The organism is Curtobacterium sp. MCJR17_020 (assembly GCF_003234365.2).
In the GTDB taxonomy this organism is placed as follows: Bacteria; Actinomycetota; Actinomycetes; order Actinomycetales; family Microbacteriaceae; genus Curtobacterium.
The window spans coordinates 395904-414894 of the sequence record NZ_CP126260.1 but is presented as its reverse complement, the minus strand read 5'-3'; the positions used below and the strand labels follow the sequence as shown (position 1 = coordinate 414894).

Below are 18991 nucleotides of genomic sequence, written 5' to 3'. Positions count from 1 at the left end.
GCGTCAGGCGTCGTCGTCGGAGTCGTCGTCCGGTTCCGACTTCCGGGCTTCGAGTGCCGTCGCGACGATGCGTGGCGCCTCGGACATGAAGCGCCGGACGTCGGTGTCGACGATGATGTCCTGCGGCCGCAGGGGCCGGGTCAGGTACAGCCCCTCGAGCGAGGTCAGCCGCGACAGCGCGACGTACGTCTGCCCGGCGCTGAACACCCGGTTGCCCAGATCGACCACGGCCTTGTCGTAGGTGCTGCCCTGCGACTTGTGGATCGTCACGGCCCAGGCGAGTCGCAGGGGGAACTGCTGGAACTCACCGACGGTGTCCTTCTTGAGTTCCTTCTTGTCGGCGTCGTAGGAGTACTTGAACTTCTCCCACACCGACGGCTGGACCTCGAACGATTCTCCGTCGACGTCGACCCACACCGTGTCGCGGATCGCCGTGACGATGCCGAGCGTCCCGTTCACCCACCGCTGGTCGGCGTCGTTGCGCAGGAACATCACGTGCGCGCCGGGCTTGAGCTCGAGGGCTTCGTCGGCCGGGAAGTTCCGCCCGCCGAAGTCGCCGTTGACGTCGGCCTTCGCGGTCTTGACCTTGCCGGGCAACCGCTCGAGCGCCGCCTTGTTGATGCGCGCGACGGTGTCGTTCCGGGTCGCCAGGGTGATGGCGTCGTCGGGCGAGGGCCGCGCACCCGCCGTGTTCAGCTGGTCCGCGATCTCGGCGGTGACCCGGCCGTGCCGCACCGCCGTGAGCATGGCGGCGAAGGCGTCGTCGCGCTGGCGGTGCACGGTGGCGAGCTCGATGATGTTCAGCTTCGCCTCGAGCCACACCTTGGCGTCGAAGAACCACATCGACCGGTAGTGGTCGGTGAAGTAGGCGCGTTCGTCGGCACCACCCGGGACCGGCGGCAACTGGTACGGGTCGCCGAACATGACCACCTGCACCCCGCCGAACGCCTCGAACTGCCGCCCGCGGGCCTTGCGCAGTGAGCGGTCCATCCCGTCGAGCAGGTCGGCGTTCACCATCGAGACCTCGTCGATGACCAGGGTGTCGATCGTGTTCAGGAGCTTGCGGGTGTCCGGCCCCTGGCGCAGCTCGGCGTCGGCGATGAGGCCGATCGGCAGGCGGAACAACGAGTGGATCGTCTGACCACCGACGTTCAGGGCTGCGACCCCGGTCGGTGCGCAGATCACGACCTGCTTCTCGGTGTTCCACGACAAGTGGTTGAGCAGGGTCGACTTGCCCGTGCCGGCACGACCGGTGATGAAGACGTGGTCGCGGGTGTGCTCGATGTACTCGAAGACGGCCCGCTGCTCGTCGCTGAGCTCGACGCTCATCGTGCGTCCTGCTCGAGGGTGCGCGCGTCCGCTCCGAGCGTGGGCGCCGGCGATCCAGCGCGCCGCAGCTGCACGAGCACCACGACGACGACCGCCACCAGGAGCAGCACCCCGGCCACCACGAGCACGAGCCCACCGCGGGCCTGGTCGACGAGCGGATCGGGGCCCCACGTCCGCCCCATCGCCCCGAACCACGACGCCTGCAGCAGTCCGAGCGGCCCACGCATCGCGACGCCGAGCGACACCGCTCCGGCGGCGACGACCGCGGCCCCGACGATCCGGACGACCGCCGCACCGCGGGTCGGGTGGTGCTCGCCGGCCGCGATCGGGGTGAAGAGCGTCGGCATCGCCAGGAGCCCGACGAGCAGGAAGCCCACGTCGATGACCGTGCGCCCCGTGGAGTCGCTCACCGACCACCGGACGGCGTCGGTGGCGAAGTACGCCCACCACACCGCTGCGGCGAGCAGGAACGCCGGGAAGGGCTGCACCAGGTAGCGGACCGCAGCGTTGTCGACCAGCACACCGGTCCACTCGCGCACCCCGGTGCTGTCGTCGTCGCGCGGGTGCACCGCGGCCCGGATGAGCACGACCGGAGCCGCCGCCCACACCAGCGCCGGCACCACCAGGCCGAGCAGCACGTGCGCGCCGACGTTCGCCGACACCAGGAACCGGTCGTACTGGTGCAGCGAACCGGACGTCGCGACGACGAGCGAGATGACGGCGAGGGCCGCCGCCACCGAACGGCGCACCGGCCAGTGGACCCCGGCGCGGCGCAGGCGCACGACACCAGCGGCGTAGGTCGCGGCGAGCAGCACGGCTGCCATCAGCCAGAACAGGTCGATGTTCCACTGCGTCAGCCAGCCCCAGGCCCCCGGCGCGTGCGGCAGCAGGTCGTCGGTGAGTAGCTCAGCAGGGCTCGGGTCGGTCGTCTTGCTCAGCGCGATCTGGTCGACCGGGGTGGCCGTGCGTCCGAGCGCTGCGGCGAAGCCCGATGCGACGCCCATCACGGCGAGCTCGACCACGATCAGGGCCCAGAACGGGCGGTGCCGCGCCGGAGCCTCGGTCAGGGAGCGGATCGCACGCCGACGCTGCACGGCACCGAGGACCCCGATGGCAACGATCGCGCCGATCTTGACCAGCACGAGGGTGCCGTACGGCGTGAACAGGTTCGACAGGGCCCCCACGCGGATCTGTGCCGAGGCGACACCCGACACCGCCACGAGCACGAAGCACCCGAGCGCGATGCTCGAGTACCGCGCGACGACCACGGCCAGGCGGTCACCGGGCAGCACGCCGCGCAGGAGCACGAGCATGGTGAGGCCACCGACCCAGAGCGCGGCGCCGACCAGGTGCAACCCGAGGGCGGTCACGGCGGCGTCGTGGCTCGCGGTGCCGGCGGCGTGGCCCTGCTGTGCGAGCGGGATGAGGCCGATCATCGAGACGCCGGCGATCAGGGCGACCATGCCCCGGGAACGGACGGCGAAGCAGAGCACCGTGACGGCGGCGGCGACGAGTACCGTCACGAGCCAGGCGAGCCCGAGGTCCGTGCCGGTGAGGAACACGCCCATCGACTGGCCGAACTGCTCGTCGATGCTGATCTTCGAGCCGGCGACGCTCAGGAACGTGAAGAAGGTGGTGACCGCGGACGACACCGTCCAGAGTCCACTGGCGGCAGCCGCGACGTCGATGGCGCGGTTCCACTCCGGGCCGGAGCGCGAGAGCCCGACGGTGGCCAGCGCGAGCCCGCCGATCGTCGCGGCGGCGGACAGGTCCACGACCAGCCGTGAGATCGGCAGGCCGAAGCGGACCAGGGGCCCGGGGTCGGCGATCAGCGCTGCGTTCGCACCACCGCCGATGACGAGTGCCGTGAGCAGCGCCACGAACCCGACGAGCAGGAGCACGGCGGGACCGGCGATGCGCGCGATCCGATTCACCCGTCAAGCCTAGGCGGTGCCCACCCGGCCACCGAACCGGCCGGGCCGACCTGTGGGAACCGGCACGGGCCTCCCGGTCGACCCGACGCGACGAACGCGATCAGACGGGACACACCCGGCCCAGGGAACGACGAAAGGGACGGCCGAAGCCGTCCCTCCCGATGCGCGGAACAGTCTTACTTGACCGCAGCCTTGAGCTTCGAGCCGGCGCTGACCTTGACCGAGTCGCTCGCGGCGATCTCGATGGCCTCACCCGTCTGCGGGTTGCGGCCGGTGCGGGCGGCGCGGTGCGTCTTCTCGAAGGCGATCCAACCGGGGATCGTGACCTTCGTGCCGTCCGCGACGGACGACGAGACGACGCTGAAGAGCGCGTCGACGACGCCGTTGACGGTGGCCTGGCTCTGGCCGGACTCGGCGGCGACGGCAGCGACGAGCTCGGTGCGGTTCAGTGACTTGTCAGCCATTGGATGTCCTCCTCGGACTTCTTGCAGTATCGGTCGGACGGACGTGCCGTCCGGCGCCCGGAGCGGTTGCCCCGTGCCACGGTGCCATTGGGCCGAGGGCCCGGCGGAACCGGAGTTGAACCTACCAGCCGCATCGGACGAATTCAGCCGACTCGCCCGGATTTCCGGGCTTGTCGCGGGTCTGACGGGGCAGATGTGACCACTGAGGCGCCGTTGTACCCCGGACACAGCGAACGCCCCGCCACCAGGAGGTGACGGGGCGTCGGGTGCTGCGAGTGCTTACCAGGAGCTCTTCGTGATGCCGGGGAGCTCTCCACGGTGGGCCATGTCGCGGAAGCGGACACGGCTGATGCCGAACTCACCCAGGTGGCCACGGGGGCGGCCGTCGATCGCGTCGCGGTTGCGGTAGCGGATCGGGGATGCGTCGCGGGGCAGCTTCTGCAGGCCCACGCGAGCGGCCTCACGCGACTCGTCGGAGCCGTTCGGGTCCACGAGGGCCTTCTTCAGCTCGAGACGACGCTCGGCGTAGCGCGCGATGATGACGGCACGCTGGTTGTTCTTCGCGATCTTGCTCTTCTTCGCCATGCTTAGCGCTCCTCACGGAAGTCGACGTGCTTGCGGATCACCGGGTCGTACTTCTTCAGCACGAGACGGTCGGGGTTGTTCCGACGGTTCTTCTTGGTCACGTACGTGAACCCGGTGCCCGCCGTCGAGCGGAGCTTGATGATCGGACGGATGTCCTGACCCTTTTTCGCCATCAGATCTTCTCCCCACGGGCGAGGACGTCCTTGACGACGGACTCGATGCCCCGTGCGTCGATGACCTTGATGCCCTTAGCGCTGACGTTGAGCGTCACGTTGCGACGCAGCGACGGCACGTAGTACGTCTTCTTCTGCACGTTCGGGTCGAAGCGGCGCTTCGTCCGGCGGTGCGAGTGCGAGATGTTGTGACCGAAGCCGGGAACGGCGCCGGTCACCTGGCACACTGCTGCCATGGTTTCCTCCTGAGGTACCGTGCGACCGGACGGCCGCACCCAAGTTCACTTGCCTGGTGCGCACGCGCAGGACCACCGGAGTGGTGCATGCGAGGGGGTTGTGCACACCGCCCAGGCCCGCAGCCCCTGTCGAAGGGGGAACGGACACCACGCGACCGCGGCGTTCGCGACGGTCGGAGGGCTTGGAACAACGGGTCCACCACGCGGACGTGGAGGACCAAGGGAAGAGCTTACGCGAGCTCCGGGCGTGTCGCAAGCGCGCGCACCATGAGCTCGCCGAGTTCGAGCGGCGCCGTGAACATCGGCCAGTGTCCGGTCTCGAGTCCGACGATGCTGAGCTCCTCGGTCGCGACGAGTTCCTCGGCCCAGGTCTGGTGGTCGGCCACCATCGTCGCGAGCTCGGTCGCCGGGATCTCGCAGGTGATCACCGTCGCCGGGATCGTGTGCCGGGCGGCGTCGGCGTAGTGGAACCGGTCGGACGGCACGGCTGCCGGCTCCGGGATCGCCCGGTGCTCGAAGGACTCCCGCAACGCTGGCGTCATCCCGCGCACCGTGGCAGGCTCCCAGACGTCCCACGACGGCAGTGGCACCACACCGTCGACCACGGGCAGCTCGTCGTTCACGCAGCCACCGGCGGGACCGGGGAACGTGTCGACGTAGAGCAGGTGTGCGACGAGCGAGGGCCGCTGGTCGGCGGCCATGTACGCGATCGGCCCGGCGCCGGAGTGACCGGCGAGCACGACGGGCTCGTCCGGGCTGGCGACGTCGTCCAGGCGCTCCACGAGCGCTGCGACCTGCTCATCGAGCGTGTCGCCGTCGCGGGTGATCGCCTCGACCGTGTGGCCCGCCTGCAGCAGCACCGGGGCGACGTCGTCCCACGCGCTCGCATCGAGCCAGAACCCGGGGACCAGGATGACGTGCATGGCGCGGACGCTACTCGCCGGCGGCGTCGCCGGTCCGCGATCCGGCTGCGGCGGCAGATGCCGTGCACACCGCGCACTCGCCGAAGATGTCGACGACGTGGCTGGCGTTCGTGAACCCGTTGGCGGCGGCGACGTCCTGCGCCCACTGCTCGACGGGGTCCGCCTCGATCTCGACGGTCCGGCCGCAGTTCCGGCAGATCAGGTGGTGGTGGTGCGCGTCCGTCGTGCACGCCCGGTACAGCGATTCGCCGTCCTGCTGCAACGAGTCGGCGTCGCCCTCGGTCGCCAGGTCGGCGAGCGCCCGGTAGACGGTGGCGAGGCCGATCGTCGAGCCCTCGTCACGCAGGTGCTGGTGCAGCGCCTGCGCGCTGACGAACCCCTCGGTGGAGTCCAGGGCACCTCGCACCGCTTCGCGCTGCCACGTGTTCCGCTTGACCTTCTGCACGGCGTTCATGCTGGTGCACCCACCTTCGTTTCGGCTGACGTTCCGGTTCCGGTTCCGTTCGTCCCGTTCGTTCCGGACGGGAGGCCCGGTGCGCCCCCGCCACGCTGGTCGCGGCGGACGACCCGGTCGCGTCCACGGCGGTCGCGCCTGGCCCCGACGATCCGGCAGACCACCCAGATCGCGAACGAGATGGTCGTCACGTAGGGGCTGATCGGCAGGCCGCCGCCGAGTGCGAGCAGGATGCCACCGACGACCGACACCACGGCGAACACCGTGGAGAGCACCGGCACGATGACCGGGTGCGAGCTGAGCCGCAGTGCCGCGGCGGCCGGTGTGACGAGCAGCGACAGCACGAGCAGCGCGCCGACGATCTGCACCGACACCGCGGTGGCCAGGCCGAGCACGAGCATGAACACGATCGCGAGCGTCCGCACCGGGATGCCGGCGGCCGCGGCCACGTCGGGGTCGACCGACGCGAACATGAGCGGCCGCCAGATGACGAGCAGGGTGGCGACGACGATGGCGGCGATGACGATGAGGAACGTCAGCTGCGGGTTGTCCACCGACACGATCTGGCCGGTGAGCAGCCCGAACTTGTTGGCCGCACGCCCCTTGTAGAGCGCCAGGCACAGGATGCCGAGCCCGAGACCGAACGGCATGAGCACGGCGATGATCGAGTTGCGGTCGCGCGCTCTCGAGCCGAGCACCCCGATGAGCAGCGCCGCGATCACCGACCCGACGAGCGAGCCCGTGACGACGTTGACACCGAGCAGCAGGGACGCGCTCGCTCCGGCGAAGGACAGCTCCGAGATGCCGTGCACCGCGAAGGGCATGTTCCGGGCGACGACGAACGGGCCGATGAGCCCGCCGACGATGCCGAGCACCGCGCCGGCCCAGATCGAGTTCTGCACCAGGGCCACGAGCTCGCCGTAGTCCTGGAACGAGAAGACCGTCGACAGGACGTCCATCAGATCCGCCCTTCGTCCGACGCCGGGGCGTGCGGGTCGACCTCGCCGTGGTGGTGGTCGTGCGCGTCGTTCGCGCCGACGATGACGATGCGGCCCATCGTGCGGACGACGTCGACGGGGGTGCCGTACAGGTCGCTCAGGACGTCGGCACGCAGGACCTCGTCGGGGGAACCGATCCGGAACCGGCCACCGGCGATGTACAGGACCCGGTCGACGACGTCGAGGATCGGGTTCACGTCGTGCGTCACGAAGAGCACGGCTGCATCGTGCTGCCGACGCTGCCGGTCGATGAGCTCGGTGACGCCGCGCTGGTGCCGCAGGTCGAGTGAGATGAGGGGCTCGTCGCACAGCAGCAGTGCCGGGTCGGCGGCGATGGCCTGACCGACGCGTGTGCGCTGCTGCTCGCCGCCGGACAGCTCGGCGACCGGGGCGTCCGCGAACGCGGTGGCGCCGACCTCGTCGAGGATGCGGTCGATGCGGGCGCGGTCTGCCTTCGACGTCGGCAGGATGCCCCACCGGTGCCCCGTCACGCCCTGCGCGATCATGTCCCGCGCGCGCAGGGGGGTGCCGGCCTCCATGAGTCGCTGCTGCGGGATGTAGCCGATCTTCCGGTGCCCACGACGGACGGGCTGGCCGAGGAACGACATCGTGCCGCTCGTCAGGCGCTGCTGCCCGAGCACCGTGCGCAGGAGCGAGGTCTTGCCGGCGCCGTTCGGGCCGAGGACCGCGACGAACTCCCCCGGCGCGATGTCCAGGTCCAGGTGTCCCCAGAGCTTCCGTTCGCCGAAGGACAGCCCGGCGTCGCGCAGGGCCAGGACCGGACGGGCCGCAGCCCGGTCGTCCACCGAGGTGGTCGCCGGGCTGTCGGTCGTCGCTGCTGCGGTCGAGGTCGTCACTTCTGGAGCGCCGCCTGCACCGCGTCGATGTTCGCCTGCTGCCACGAGACGTAATCCTGCCCCTTGGGGAGCGTCTCCGTGACACCGACCACCGGGACGTCGTTCTGGTCGGCGGCCTTCTTGACCTGTTCGGTCTCGGCACTCGAGGTCTGGTCGTTGTAGGCGAGCAGCTCCACGCTCTTGCCACGGAACAGCGCGAGGGTGTCCTTGAGGGCCGCCGGGGGGACGTCGTCGCCCTCCTCGATCGCCTCGGAGAACGCTTCGGGCGTGACGTTGTCGAGACCGATCGCGTCGAAGAGGTAGCCCGGCACCGGCTCGGTGTACGCCACCTTCTCGCCGTCGTACGTCTTCTTCAGGTCGGCGGTCTGGGACTCGAGGTCCTCGAGCTTCGTGGTGAGTGCGTCGGCGTTCTTCTCGAAGGTGGCCTTGTCGCCCGCGTCGAGCGCGGACAGGCGCTTCGTGACGTCGTCGACGAGCGTCACCATCGTCGGGTAGCTGTAGAACACGTGCTCGTTGAACTCGGCGTCGCCGCCCTTGTCCAAGCCCGAGAGCTTCACGACGTTGATGGTGTCGGCCTTGGTGTCCGAGGCGTCGGCGAGCGTGGTCATGAAGTCGTCGTACCCACCACCGTTCTCGATGAGCAGGTCGGCCTTCGACACCGCGAGCTGGGTGCGGGCGCTCGACTCGAACGAGTGCGGGTCCTGCGAGGGGTCGTTCAGGATGCTCGTGACGGACACGTGGTCGCCACCGATCGACTGGACGATCGAGCCGTAGACGTTGGTCGAGGCGACGACGGCGATCGTCCCGTTGCTGCTGGCGTTGCCCGAGGCCGAGGAGGTCGCGCAGCCCGTCAGGGCGAGCGCGGCGGCGCCGGCGACGAGCGGGAGGGCGAGGAAGCGGTTGCGCATGCTCCGACGGTAGCGCTTGCTGATAACGATTGTCAAAACCGGTATCAGCGCCCTGGTGGTGACAACAGACTGACGGGAGGCCCGGTGCCAGCTGGCACCGGGCCTCCCGTCCGTCACGTGGTGACGTCTACGGCTTCGTGGCCGCTTCGATCGTGTTCTCGGCGATCGTGTCCTCTTCACGCCCGGGCGTGCGGAGGTTCCACTTCTTGATCACGAAACTGAACAGGAAGTAGTAGACGACCGCGTAGCCGAGGCCGATCGGGATGAGCCAGATCGCCCCGTCCGCCTTGCCGAAGTTCAGCACGTAGTCGATCGCGCCGGCCGAGAACGAGAACCCGTCGTGGATCCCGAGCGCGTTGACCAGGGCCAGCGAGGTCCCGGTGAGCACCGCGTGGATGATGTACAGCGGGAACGCGACGAACATGAACGAGTACTCGAGCGGCTCGGTGATGCCGGTCACGAACGAGGTCAGTGCGGCGGAGAGCATGATGCCGCCGACGAGCTTGCGGTTCTGCGGCTTGGCGTTGCGCCAGATGGCGAGGGCACCGGCGGGCAGCGCGAACATCATGATCGGGAAGAAGCCGGTCTGGAAGATGCCCGCGGTCGGGTCGCCGTGCAGGAACCGAGCGATGTCACCGTGCCAGATCATCGTGCCGTCATTGAAACTTCCTAGTTGGAACCACGGGAAGAAGTTGAGCAGCTGGTGCAGCCCGATCGGGATGAGCATGCGGTTCGCGAACCCGAAGATGCCGCCACCGATCACGGCGTTGTCCGCGACGGCCTGGCCGGCTGCCGTCAGGGCGATGTCGAAGTAGCGGTAGACGAACGCCATCAGCACGGCGATCACGAGACCAGCTGCCGCCGTGATGATCGGGACTAGTCGACGCCCCGAGAAGAACCCGAGGAAGTCGGGCATCTTCGTGCGGTGGAAACGTTGCCAGAGGGTCGCGGCCGTCAAGCCCATCACGATGCCGCCTAGGACGCCGAAGTCGATCATCTTCTGGCCACCGTTCGCGTCCTTCACACCGGCGAGAACAATCGGGGACATCACGGCGAAGACCTGGTACATGACCATGTAGCCGACAACTGCGGCCAGTGCGGTGGTGCCGTCTGACTTCTTCGCCCACCCGATCGCGATGCCGACCGCAAACAGTAGGGGAAGCCACGTGAAGATCGCACTTCCCGCAGCTCCAATGACGGACGCTCCCTGTTCGAAGCCAGGAATCGCACCGAGGAGATCTGCCTGGCCGATGCGGTTCAGGATGCCCGCGGCGGGCATGACCGCGATCGGCAGGAGCAGACTCCGTCCGAGGCGCTGCGCTTGCGCGAACAGCCGGGACTGCTTCTTCGGCTTCTTCTTCTCCGGCACATCCGTGGCAGTGGTGGCGCTCATCGGAGGTCCTCTCGTCTTTGGGTGGAGCTGTCGGGGTGAGTTGAGTCGTGCAGCCAGCGCAGGTAACCTCGGCGGTGTCGCCAGGTCCGGTCCTGTCCGGTCATGACCAGTTCCGTAGTCTGATCCGAGACCGGTCCGGTGTCAACCTGTGACGCAAACCCTTAACGAGGAGGAAACGATGGCCGACATCAAGGCAGCCGACATCATCGCCGCGCTCGGCGGTGCCGACAACATCGAAGAGGTCGAGGGCTGCATCACGCGCCTCCGAGTCGAGGTCGAGGACGGAGACCTCGTCGACAAGGCCGCGCTGCAGGCTGCGGGCGCCCAGGCCGTCATCGGTGGCGGCACTGGCTGGCAGGTCATCGTCGGCACGGTCGCCGACAACCTCGCGCAGGACATCCAGGACGAGCTGTGACCGCGGTCCGCACCCCGTTCGCCGGCCCGGTCGTCGCCCTCGCCGACGTGCCGGACCCGGTGTTCGCCGGCCAGCTCGTCGGCGCCGGTGTGGCCGTGGACCCGACGGGCATCGAGGGCGCGATCACCGCGGTGGCGCCGGTCGACGGCACCATCGTGAAGCTGCACCCGCACGCGTTCGCGCTGCAGGGCGCGGCCGGCACGGACGTCCTCGTGCACGTCGGCATCGACACCGTGAAGCTCGCGGGCGAGGGCTTCGAGCTCCTCGCGACCGAGGGCGCGACGGTCACCGCAGGCGACCCCGTCGTCCGGTTCACCCCCTCGGTGATCTCCGCCGCCGGCTACTCGCCGATCTGCCCGGTCGTCGTGCTCGGCTCCGCGCCGGACTCGGTCGTGCAGGACACCGTCGGTACAACGGTGTGCGAGGGGGACACGCTCTTCGAGGTGTGATCGCGATGCTTGCGAGCGGCACCGCTCGAACCGAGGAGCCCTACCGACCGGTCATGAAACTCGGACGCAAGCGCGAGTCTTCGCAGAATGGATCGTTGAAGGCGGGGCTCGCCGACCGATAGATGTCAGCCTCAGATCGACGCCCGGCCGCTTCGAGAGCGACAGCAACGCCAGCATCGAGCCAAGGGAACTCGTCATCACGGTCGAGGGTGCGCGATCTGAACGCGAACGCCTCGTCGATGAGCGAGTCAGCAATGTGTCCGCTAATGGCTTCAGCGATGAGGCGGAGGTAGAGCACCTCAGAGGCGGACTCGTCATCCCCGAGGTGAAATCGACTAAGCGCAGGTCCGACAAGGCGCGAACTTCCGCGGCTGATGAGATGCCATGCACCATGCCACGCAATCATCCGCATGTACTCCGATGGCGTCAGCCCGCCGAGCTCAGGGCACCACGTCGGAAGTGCTGCTTGCTCACGAATTGCGCGAGCGATTTCTCTATCCGAGAGGGACTGCCCTGAATCGCGGACCCAGAATGGCCTCCACCGCAAGTTCTCTGGCTCGAGCGCGATCTGGCGCCGCAACAAGCGGTCATTGCGAGGCCTTCGGTCCCAATTGCTGTAGCCATCGTGTTCGATCAAAGCAGGATCGGACCGGTGGATTGCCGGGTCGCCATCAACCGTTTTGAGGTACTCGTGCACGAGCCCGTCGAACACGAATCCCTTGATCTTGTGAACCCGGGCGACACCTTGCGTCTCGAAATCCGTGTCCTTTATCCGCGGGCAAGCCACGGTTCGGGAATCAAGCGCCTTTAAGGACTGCTCGCTCGGCGGAACGCGCAGTCGCTCGTCACTATCGATCCACAGAACATATTCTCCGGACCGTCGAAGCTGCATGGATTCGAGAGCCCGGTTACGCGCCGAGGCGAAGGACCCGTCCCATCGCAAGCTGGTAACGGTGACGCCGGCTTGGGCCAGCCGCGCATGCCTTTCATCAGACGTGGTGTCGAACACCTCCACGCGGAAACCGTGGTCCCGTATGGAGCCCACGCACCGCTCGACGTCCCCGCGTTCGCCAGCGAGAACCGCGCTGACGAGCCCGACGGAGTGGGATTTGATCACTCGGTCAAATGGCCTTGCAGGCGTAGGTGTTGTACTGAGTGGGTGTGGAGCAAGGATTCCACGCCGTGGCCAGGAAGTAGTAGCACTTCTGTCGCGGTTTGACCACGGTCTTCTGGTAGGTGTAAGCAATCTGACTCAGACCACACCTCTGGACATAGCTCGAAGCCTTGGCGATCGGGCCGAGACTGCATGTTGCGGCCTGGGCAGCCGGGCCAGTGGGCAGAACGATTCCCGCACCGATCACCGCGACCGCAGTTCCCGCGAGCGCGACGTTGCGCCCAAGCTTTGACTGGAGAATTGCATTACGAATATCCATTTGGAGTACCCCCATAGTCTGCGCGCTTCCTATGCCACGCGGTCACCACAGAATGGCGAAAACCTGTGAACTTGTCAAGGTGCGACCCGAAAGAACGGACACGCGTCCCAGCGCCGCGCTACACAGCAGTCTGTGTCGCGGTGACCTCCATCTGCACGCGGTAGCGGTCCGAGCGGTACCAGCTGCGGGTGTGTTCCACAGGGCGCTCCCCGGCGTATGACACCCGGTCGAACTCGAGCACCGGAGCACCGGTCTTCGTGCCGAGCAGCGTCGCGACGTCGTCGGCGGCGGGGTTCGCGGCCACCGTCTGCTGCGCGCGGTCGATCGGGGTGCCGTACTCGTTCGCGATGATCGAGTACACCGACCCGGACAGGTCATGGTCGAGCAGGCCCGGGAACGCATCGGCCACGAGCCAGGCGTCGTCGATCGACACCGGAGCGCCGTCCGCCATCCGCAGTCGCTTCACGTGGAAGGCCGACACCTCCGCGTCGAGCCGCAGCGCCGCCACGGTGTCGCTCGGCGGCACGCGCTCCTCGCGCACCAGAACGACGGTGGTCGGCACGTGGCCCATCGCCCGCATCTCCTCGGTGAACGACGCCAGGTGCAACGTCGACTGCACGGGTCGGTGCGCCACGAAGGTGCCCTTGCCGCGCACACGCTCGAGGTAGCCCTCGTTGACGAGCTGTCCGAGGGCTTCGCGCACGGTGATCCGCGAGACGCCGTACTCGGCGATGAGCTGGCGTTCGGACGGGATCGCGGCGCCGGGGGCCAGGCGTGCGGTGGCGAGGTCGAGCAGGATGCGCCGCAACTGCTGGTGCTTCGGTTCGGCACCCTCGGTGATGCGGCTCGTCATGCGTCCCTCGTGCTCCGTTGCTGGTCCTGGGTGGTGGTCATGCGCGGACATGACCAGTTCCCATCACAGTAGCGAGTCGACCTCGGAACGCCAACGTGCGTGACGATCCGCCTGGGCAGGGCGGCGCGGAGTGTTGATGTTTCACCGGCTTGACATCACATTCTCGACCCTGCCAGTGTGACGCTCGAGTCCCACAGGGGGGGGCGTCCGAAAGGGGAACCATGCAGAACAGCAAGGCGAAGGCATTGATCGGGATCGGTTTGGCAGTGGGCCTGATCGCCGGGCCGGCCACGGTCGCATCCGCGTCAGCGCTCGAGGTCCTCGGGTCCGGCGCGGAGACCGGCGGCGTCACGATCGTCGACCCGGGTGCGGGCGTGAGCGGTGGAACCCGCGACTACTCGACGCATGACGACGGTGGGGGTGGGAGCTTCTGGCAGTGGGGTGTGGGTCGCGACGACACGTGGTCGAACTACTTCCGCGAGAAGCGGTGCCACGGCGCGACCGCCGTCGGCAAGAAGTCGAAGCGCGTGTCGAACGTGCCCGGTGGGAAGTACGCGATGGCGATGACTCCGAAGGCGAGCAGCGGCAACAAGGCGTACTACCACAACTGCTGAGGCGAGGAGCGGGCGCTCCGAGGGAGAGCCCGCTCCTCCGATCGCAAGGGGGAGCATGAACATCCGCTCGGTGACACTCGCGTACGTCGTCCCGCCGCTCCTCGCGTCCGTTCTCGGGTTCATCGGCCTCGTGCAGGTCAGTGAGGCCGGGCTCGTCGGTGCGTCGTCGGTGGTGACCGCTGCAGCGGGCGCCGACACCGCGTCGAACCAGCGGGTCGCGAAGTCACTCGAACAGGTCGCCGAGACCGAGGGCGCGACGATCGTCCGTGTCGTGGCCGATCGCGCGGCACCGACGACGCTCCGCCATGCGCTGGTGACCGGTGCGCCGTCGAGTCTGGGTGCGGGCTGGCTCAGCGACGGGTACGGCGACTTCACCAGGTCGATGAGCACCACCGTCCTCCCGATGTCGGACCTCGACCACTTCGATCCCGTCGGCTCCTACGCGGTCTTCGGAGACGACGCTGCTCGGCGCGCGGTACTCGATGCCCTCTCCGGCCTCGGCTACGACGTCAGCTCGGAACGAGTGCCGTTCCTGCGCCGCATGGGAGTCAGCGACGGGTTCAGCGGGACGTCCGGCCTCGTCGGCGCCCTCACGTTGGGATGCGTCACGCTGTGCCTGATGGGGACGCTCGGCGCCCCTCGCCGGAGTGCGGTTCGACGACTGCACGGACAGAGCACCGCCTCCATCGTGGTCAGTGAGCTGGCCGAGGTCCGCGGAACCCTGCTCGCCACCGTCGTCGGCGCCCCCGTGGTCGCCTTCGGTCTGTTCTTGTACAACGGGCTCGCGTCAGCGGCGACGTTCGCCACAGCAGTCGTCGTGATCGGCACAGCGTTGCTGGCACCGGTCATCGCCGCCCACACGATCGGCACGGTGCTCGCCTGTCGACAGCCGCTGACCACCGCACTCCGAGGTGCTCGACCCGTCGGAGCGCTCGTGCTCGTCGCGCAGGTTGCCCGCGCGCCCGCGCTCCTCCTGCTCGTCACCGCCGTGTTCGACCTGTCGGGTGCCGTTGCGACCGTCCGTTCCGGGACAGCAGAACGCGACCTCCGAGCCGCAGGTGAGACCGTCCAGCTCTGGGTCACCCCGGACCCCCGTCCGATCGACTCGCAGCAGTACTGGGACCGCATCGGAGCCTTCGCCGGCAGAGCGCTCGAGCAGCGTGACGCGCTGCTCGCCGCGACCGTCGAGGTGTCCAGCGGGCAGGGGAATTCCACGGTTCCGGCGCTCTTCGTCGACGCTGGCTACCTCGGCTTGCAGGACGTCCGCGCCGAGGACGGCAACCGCATCACCGCCGACGATGCGGACATCTCCGTGTGGATCCCAGCCGACAGTCGGCTCGATCGGCGTCGGCTCGTCGCCGCGCTCGCCGACTGGCAGCTGCGAGAGGCGCCCGCCGCCGCACGGCAGCAGATCACCGGTGGTCGACTTGCACGCCAGCAGGTCTACTCGTACCCGGACGATTCGTCGACGCGCTCCTGGCTCGCTGACGCCGTCATCGTGGTCGTCCCGAGGCCGGCCGACGTCTTCTCAGCCGATCAGCTCGGTTCGTGGCTGTCCACCGGAGACGTGGTGTTCCAGAACCGCGCCGTCGCGGAACGGTCGATCAACGCGTCGGACGTCCGCAGGGAGTTCAGCGCGGTGGTCGCAGTGGGACAGGTCGCCGCCGAGCAGGCACGGTTCGCGGCCACGATGACCGTGATCGCCACAGCCACGGTGGCCAGCGCCCTGATCGTCAGCGTCGTGCTGGGGCTGCTCGGGACGGTCGCACACCGGCGTCGCCACGGTCGCGCGCTGTTCGCGAAACTCGCCAGCGGCACCTCAGCCGTCCGGGCCGACGCCGGGCTCCTGTTCGTCGAGACCGCACTGGTGTCGATCGCCGTCGTCGCCGCTGTCAACTCCTGGTGGGGCGCTCGCCCGGACGGGACGGGACGCACCTCGGTGCTCGATCCCGTCGCGCAGTCGGCGGGGACCGCCGGTGCACTGGCACTGCTCGCCATCGCAGCGGTGAGTGCGGTCAACGGCGTCGTCCTGGCCACCACCGCGCGCAACACCCTCCGGTATCGAGGAAACGGAGCACGATGATCGAGGTACGACACGCATCAAAACACCACGGACGGCGGACCCTGTGGAACGATCTGTCGTTCGACGTCGCGCGCGGCGAGATCGTCTGCCTGGTCGGGCCGAGTGGCTCTGGGAAGTCCACACTCCTCGACTGCGTGGGACACCTCGATTCCCTCGACTCAGGGACGATCCGCATCGCCGGCGAACCGGTGAGTCGAAGCAGGCGGCAGGCTCGGCTCCTGCGCCAGCGCTACTTGGGCTACCTGTTCCAGGACTTCGGATTGGTCGCTGACACGACCGTTCAGGCGAACATCGACATCGCTCGGACATCCCGCGGACCGAGCCAGGAGGTCCGCACGAGCGACGCGCTCGATCGCGTCGGCCTGACCGGACGTGCAACCGACCGAGTCCACGAGCTCAGCGGAGGCGAGCAGCAACGGGTGGCGATGGCGAGGCTCCTGGTGAAGCGCCCGTCGGTCATCCTTGCCGACGAGCCGACCAGCGCACTCGACGACGGGAACGCGGCGATGGTGCTCGACCTGCTGGCCGAACTCGCCGTCGACGGGGCGGCCGTGCTCATCGCGACCCATTCGCCGACCGTCGAGGCACTCGCCACTCGGAGCGTCTCGCTGAACGCACCGGGTACGTGACCGCGTTCAGGCGTTGCGGACGAGCCAGGCGAACTGTTCGTCGGAGAGCAGCCGGTCGGTCCAGACCTGCCCCTCGACCCCCGCGGCGGAGGACGTCTGCACCCCGGGGGCCCCCTGCCACACGAGCGACAGTCCGGCACGACGGAGCACCGCGGCGGACGCGGGGTTGTTCGTGAGCACGCGACCCGTGACGGGGACGTCCGGCGCGGTGTCGGCGGCGGCACGCACGGCAGCGAGGGCGATCTCGGAGGCGAAGCCCTGCCCCCAGGCCGCGGGAGCCAACCGGTACCCGAGGTTCCAGACCCCACCAGCGGTCATGTCGACCCCGCCGACCCCGACGAACGCGTGATCAGCAGCCGTGCGGACGGCCCACGAGCCGAGTCCGTGTCGAGCCCGACCACCGATCTTCCGCTGCACCATGTCCACGCTCGAGCTCCGGGCGACGTGCCGTCCGCTCGGCAGGTGCTGCCAGGTGCGGGCATCAGCGAACACTGCGTGCACGTCGTCGATGTCGGCCGGCGTGAGCGGGGTGAGCAGGAGGCGATCCGTTCGGATCTCCTGCGAGGGGGTCAGGAGCTGGTGGACCATGCCTCGATCATCCCCCGCACTACCGACATCCGTGTGAACACCACGCGACGATTGCGGAAGGCCGCACGCACTCAGTCGAGCAGGAGCGCGGGCTCCTCGAGCACCGATGCCACGTCGTGCACGAAGCGCGACGCCACGTCACCGTCGACGACGCGGTGGTCGAACGAGGCGCCGATGGTCGTCACCATGCGCGACCGGACCTCGCCGTCGACGACCCACGGCTTCGGCTTGATCGTGCCCATGGCGACGATCGCGACCTCGCCCGGGTTGAGGATGGGGGTTCCGGTGTCCATGCCGAACACACCGATGTTCGTGATCGAGACGGTGCCGTTCGCCATCTGCTTCGGCGTCGTCTTGCCGTCGCGTGCGGTCAGGGTCAGTTCCTCGAGCGCCTGCGCCAACTCGAGCAGCGACATGTCCTGCGCGTCCTTGATGTTCGGCACGATGAGCCCGCGCGGGGTCGCCGCGGCGATGCCGAGGTTCACGAAGTGGTGGACGATGATCTCGCGGTCGGTCCAGGTCGAGTTCACCGAACGGTTGCGGCGGACGGCCCAGATGACGGCCTTCGCGACGATGAGCAGCGGCGAGACCTTGACGCCGGCGAACGTCGGCGAGGCCTTGAGCCGCTTGACGAACTCCATCGTGTGGGTCGCGTCGACGTCGACGAACAGCGACACGTGCGGTGCGGTGAACGCCGAGGTGGTCATCGCGGTCGCGATGGCCTTGCGGACGCCCTTGACCGGGATCGTCTCGCTGCGGACCTCTCCCCACTCGGGCGTCTCGATGTTGCGGAAGACGCTGGCCTGCTTCGCGTGCCGGATGACGTCGTCGCGGGTGACCTCGCCGGCGAACCCGGTCGCGACGATCTCGGTCAGTTCGACACCGAGGTCCTTCGCGAGCTTCCGGATCGGCGGCTTCGCGAGCACGTTGGTCGCGACGGTCTGCTTGCGCGCGGGCGCAGAAGCCAGACCGGCGATCGCCTCGGCGGTGGTGTCCTCGCCGGGATCGCTGGCCGCTTCGGCCGCTGCCGCGGCGTCCACACTGGAGGCACGGCTCGCCTCGGCAGCCAGGGCTGCGGCCCGGCGGGCGCCCGGCTTGCGACGCGACGGCGACGACGTCGCCGAGCCGTAGCCGACGAGGACGGCGCCGGAGGACTCGTCCGTCCCGACGACGGAGGCGCTGTCGGCGACGGGCTGCACCGATACTGCCGGTGCAGCTGTGGGCGCGGCAGCGACCACGGGAGCAGGTGCAGCAGCAGGTGCCGGGGCCGCCGCGGGGGCGGGCTGGGTCTGCGCGACCGGAGCTGCCGGGGCGGGCGCAACAGGCGGGGTAGGGGCGACCGCGGGCGAGGTCGGGACGCTGTCCGCGACCGGTGCCGGGCCTCCCGACTGGGCGGCCGGAGCCGTGACCGGCGCGCCGGACGCGACCGACGCATCGGACTCGACACGGATGATCGGCTTGCCGACCTCGACCGTGTCGCCCTCGGAGACGAGCAGCCCGGTGACGGTGCCGGCGAACGGCGACGGCAGTTCGACGAGCGACTTCGCGGTCTCGATCTCGACCAGGACCTGGTCGACGGTGATCTCGTCCCCGATCGCGACGCGCCACTGCACGATCTCGGCCTCGGTGAGGCCTTCGCCCACGTCGGGCAGGGGGAATTCGGCGACGGCCAC

22 protein-coding genes are annotated in these 18991 nt (G+C 68.8%); 5 read left to right on the top strand and 17 right to left on the bottom strand.

Translation table 11 applies throughout. The features are described from left to right. Positions 1 to 3: 3 nt before the first annotated feature. The 12 genes from DEJ14_RS02075 to DEJ14_RS02020 form a co-directional block, all read right to left on the bottom strand. A complete protein-coding gene (locus DEJ14_RS02075) occupies positions 4 to 1329 on the bottom strand; it encodes an ATP-dependent DNA helicase (protein WP_111085381.1) in 1326 nt (441 codons plus the stop codon). Then, positions 1326 to 3263 (bottom strand): bifunctional copper resistance protein CopD/cytochrome c oxidase assembly protein, encoded by a 1938-nt coding sequence (locus tag DEJ14_RS02070; protein WP_111085380.1) that lies wholly within the window; start codon positions 3261 to 3263, stop codon positions 1326 to 1328. Before DEJ14_RS02070 ends, DEJ14_RS02075 begins: the two co-directional genes overlap by 4 nt. Before the next feature lie 176 nt (positions 3264 to 3439). Continuing rightward, entirely contained in the window at positions 3440 to 3727 is a 288-nt protein-coding gene (locus tag DEJ14_RS02065; RefSeq protein ID WP_111085379.1) for an HU family DNA-binding protein, read from the bottom strand. A gap of 279 nt (positions 3728 to 4006) precedes the next feature. Further along, the gene (gene rpsN / locus DEJ14_RS02060) at positions 4007 to 4312 is read right to left on the bottom strand and encodes a 30S ribosomal protein S14 (RefSeq protein WP_111085378.1); all 306 of its coding nucleotides are present in this window, start codon (positions 4310 to 4312) and stop codon (positions 4007 to 4009) included. A 2-nt stretch (positions 4313 to 4314) separates the two neighbouring features. After that, on the bottom strand, positions 4315 to 4485 hold the full coding sequence (gene rpmG / locus DEJ14_RS02055) for a 50S ribosomal protein L33 (RefSeq protein WP_017886456.1): 171 nt from the start codon (positions 4483 to 4485) through the stop codon (positions 4315 to 4317). Further along, on the bottom strand, positions 4485 to 4721 hold the full coding sequence (gene rpmB / locus DEJ14_RS02050; RefSeq protein WP_111085377.1) for a 50S ribosomal protein L28: 237 nt from the start codon (positions 4719 to 4721) through the stop codon (positions 4485 to 4487). Before rpmB ends, rpmG begins: the two co-directional genes overlap by 1 nt. Before the next feature lie 230 nt (positions 4722 to 4951). Further along, entirely contained in the window at positions 4952 to 5644 is a 693-nt protein-coding gene (locus tag DEJ14_RS02045; RefSeq protein ID WP_111085376.1) for an alpha/beta fold hydrolase, read from the bottom strand. A 10-nt stretch (positions 5645 to 5654) separates the two neighbouring features. Further along, positions 5655 to 6098 (bottom strand): Fur family transcriptional regulator, encoded by a 444-nt coding sequence (locus DEJ14_RS02040; RefSeq protein ID WP_111085375.1) that lies wholly within the window; start codon positions 6096 to 6098, stop codon positions 5655 to 5657. Next, the gene (locus DEJ14_RS02035; protein WP_111085374.1) at positions 6095 to 7057 is read right to left on the bottom strand and encodes a metal ABC transporter permease; all 963 of its coding nucleotides are present in this window, start codon (positions 7055 to 7057) and stop codon (positions 6095 to 6097) included. The genes DEJ14_RS02040 and DEJ14_RS02035 overlap by 4 nt, the downstream gene beginning before the upstream one ends. Continuing rightward, positions 7057 to 7902, bottom strand: coding sequence for a metal ABC transporter ATP-binding protein (locus tag DEJ14_RS02030; RefSeq protein ID WP_111085467.1), 846 nt, complete (start codon positions 7900 to 7902; stop codon positions 7057 to 7059). Before DEJ14_RS02030 ends, DEJ14_RS02035 begins: the two co-directional genes overlap by 1 nt. A 47-nt stretch (positions 7903 to 7949) precedes the next feature. Next, positions 7950 to 8861 carry a metal ABC transporter solute-binding protein, Zn/Mn family gene (locus DEJ14_RS02025; RefSeq protein WP_111085373.1) on the bottom strand — a complete coding sequence of 304 codons (912 nt, stop codon included), beginning with the start codon at positions 8859 to 8861 and terminating at the stop codon, positions 7950 to 7952. A gap of 127 nt (positions 8862 to 8988) precedes the next feature. Further along, positions 8989 to 10254, bottom strand: a complete 1266-nt coding sequence (locus DEJ14_RS02020) for a PTS transporter subunit EIIC (RefSeq protein WP_111085372.1) — start codon at positions 10252 to 10254, stop codon at positions 8989 to 8991. Positions 10255 to 10432: 178 nt separating this feature from the next. Here DEJ14_RS02020 and DEJ14_RS02015 point away from each other — a divergent pair, with 178 nt between their 5' ends. Both DEJ14_RS02015 and DEJ14_RS02010 read left to right on the top strand, forming a co-directional pair. Continuing rightward, positions 10433 to 10669: a PTS sugar transporter subunit IIB gene (locus DEJ14_RS02015; protein ID WP_111085371.1), complete on the top strand. Its 237-nt coding sequence runs from the start codon at positions 10433 to 10435 to the stop codon at positions 10667 to 10669. Beyond that, the gene (locus tag DEJ14_RS02010; RefSeq protein ID WP_111085370.1) at positions 10666 to 11118 is read left to right on the top strand and encodes a PTS sugar transporter subunit IIA; all 453 of its coding nucleotides are present in this window, start codon (positions 10666 to 10668) and stop codon (positions 11116 to 11118) included. The genes DEJ14_RS02015 and DEJ14_RS02010 overlap by 4 nt, the downstream gene beginning before the upstream one ends. Positions 11119 to 11158: 40 nt before the next feature. Here DEJ14_RS02010 and DEJ14_RS02005 read toward each other — a convergent pair whose 3' ends face one another. The 3 genes from DEJ14_RS02005 to DEJ14_RS01995 form a co-directional block, all read right to left on the bottom strand. Continuing rightward, positions 11159 to 12133, bottom strand: coding sequence for a glycosyltransferase family protein (locus DEJ14_RS02005; RefSeq protein ID WP_146249749.1), 975 nt, complete (start codon positions 12131 to 12133; stop codon positions 11159 to 11161). Between the two features lie 106 nt (positions 12134 to 12239). Then, positions 12240 to 12551: a hypothetical protein gene (locus tag DEJ14_RS02000; protein ID WP_146249748.1), complete on the bottom strand. Its 312-nt coding sequence runs from the start codon at positions 12549 to 12551 to the stop codon at positions 12240 to 12242. A gap of 118 nt (positions 12552 to 12669) precedes the next feature. Then, positions 12670 to 13404, bottom strand: a complete 735-nt coding sequence (locus tag DEJ14_RS01995; protein ID WP_111085368.1) for a GntR family transcriptional regulator — start codon at positions 13402 to 13404, stop codon at positions 12670 to 12672. A 221-nt stretch (positions 13405 to 13625) separates the two neighbouring features. On the opposite strand from DEJ14_RS01995, the gene DEJ14_RS01990 reads away from it, so the two are divergent. Genes DEJ14_RS01990 through DEJ14_RS01980 form a run of 3 tightly spaced genes read left to right on the top strand, consistent with a single transcriptional unit; the run spans position 13626 to position 16730 of the window. After that, complete coding sequence (locus DEJ14_RS01990; RefSeq protein WP_111085367.1) at positions 13626 to 14018, top strand: lactococcin 972 family bacteriocin; 393 nt, start codon at positions 13626 to 13628, stop codon at positions 14016 to 14018. Positions 14019 to 14073: 55 nt separating this feature from the next. Further along, the gene (locus DEJ14_RS01985; protein ID WP_111085366.1) at positions 14074 to 16101 is read left to right on the top strand and encodes a bacteriocin-associated integral membrane family protein; all 2028 of its coding nucleotides are present in this window, start codon (positions 14074 to 14076) and stop codon (positions 16099 to 16101) included. Further along, a complete protein-coding gene (locus tag DEJ14_RS01980) occupies positions 16098 to 16730 on the top strand; it encodes an ABC transporter ATP-binding protein (protein WP_111085365.1) in 633 nt (210 codons plus the stop codon). The genes DEJ14_RS01985 and DEJ14_RS01980 overlap by 4 nt, the downstream gene beginning before the upstream one ends. Before the next feature lie 6 nt (positions 16731 to 16736). Here the strand turns inward: DEJ14_RS01980 and DEJ14_RS01975 are convergent, their stop codons facing one another. Together DEJ14_RS01975 and DEJ14_RS01970 are read right to left on the bottom strand one after the other, a co-directional pair. Further along, a complete protein-coding gene (locus DEJ14_RS01975; protein WP_111085364.1) occupies positions 16737 to 17318 on the bottom strand; it encodes a GNAT family N-acetyltransferase in 582 nt (193 codons plus the stop codon). A gap of 71 nt (positions 17319 to 17389) precedes the next feature. Continuing rightward, positions 17390 to 18991, bottom strand: a complete 1602-nt coding sequence (locus tag DEJ14_RS01970) for a dihydrolipoamide acetyltransferase family protein (RefSeq protein ID WP_284180105.1) — start codon at positions 18989 to 18991, stop codon at positions 17390 to 17392.

Coding starts and splice junctions, on each gene's coding strand:
- DEJ14_RS02075 (WP_111085381.1), bottom strand. CDS start 1,329: ATGAGCGTCGAGCTCAGCGACGAGCAGCGGGCCGTCTTCGAGTACATC.
- DEJ14_RS02065 (WP_111085379.1), bottom strand. CDS start 3,727: ATGGCTGACAAGTCACTGAACCGCACCGAGCTCGTCGCTGCCGTCGCC.
- rpsN (WP_111085378.1), bottom strand. CDS start 4,312: ATGGCGAAGAAGAGCAAGATCGCGAAGAACAACCAGCGTGCCGTCATC.
- rpmG (WP_017886456.1), bottom strand. CDS start 4,485: ATGGCGAAAAAGGGTCAGGACATCCGTCCGATCATCAAGCTCCGCTCG.
- rpmB (WP_111085377.1), bottom strand. CDS start 4,721: ATGGCAGCAGTGTGCCAGGTGACCGGCGCCGTTCCCGGCTTCGGTCAC.
- DEJ14_RS02045 (WP_111085376.1), bottom strand. CDS start 5,644: ATGCACGTCATCCTGGTCCCCGGGTTCTGGCTCGATGCGAGCGCGTGG.
- DEJ14_RS02040 (WP_111085375.1), bottom strand. CDS start 6,098: ATGAACGCCGTGCAGAAGGTCAAGCGGAACACGTGGCAGCGCGAAGCG.
- DEJ14_RS02035 (WP_111085374.1), bottom strand. CDS start 7,057: ATGGACGTCCTGTCGACGGTCTTCTCGTTCCAGGACTACGGCGAGCTC.
- DEJ14_RS02025 (WP_111085373.1), bottom strand. CDS start 8,861: ATGCGCAACCGCTTCCTCGCCCTCCCGCTCGTCGCCGGCGCCGCCGCG.
- DEJ14_RS02020 (WP_111085372.1), bottom strand. CDS start 10,254: ATGAGCGCCACCACTGCCACGGATGTGCCGGAGAAGAAGAAGCCGAAG.
- DEJ14_RS02015 (WP_111085371.1), top strand. CDS start 10,433: ATGGCCGACATCAAGGCAGCCGACATCATCGCCGCGCTCGGCGGTGCC.
- DEJ14_RS02000 (WP_146249748.1), bottom strand. CDS start 12,551: ATGGATATTCGTAATGCAATTCTCCAGTCAAAGCTTGGGCGCAACGTC.
- DEJ14_RS01995 (WP_111085368.1), bottom strand. CDS start 13,404: ATGACGAGCCGCATCACCGAGGGTGCCGAACCGAAGCACCAGCAGTTG.
- DEJ14_RS01990 (WP_111085367.1), top strand. CDS start 13,626: ATGCAGAACAGCAAGGCGAAGGCATTGATCGGGATCGGTTTGGCAGTG.
- DEJ14_RS01985 (WP_111085366.1), top strand. CDS start 14,074: ATGAACATCCGCTCGGTGACACTCGCGTACGTCGTCCCGCCGCTCCTC.
- DEJ14_RS01980 (WP_111085365.1), top strand. CDS start 16,098: ATGATCGAGGTACGACACGCATCAAAACACCACGGACGGCGGACCCTG.
- DEJ14_RS01975 (WP_111085364.1), bottom strand. CDS start 17,318: ATGGTCCACCAGCTCCTGACCCCCTCGCAGGAGATCCGAACGGATCGC.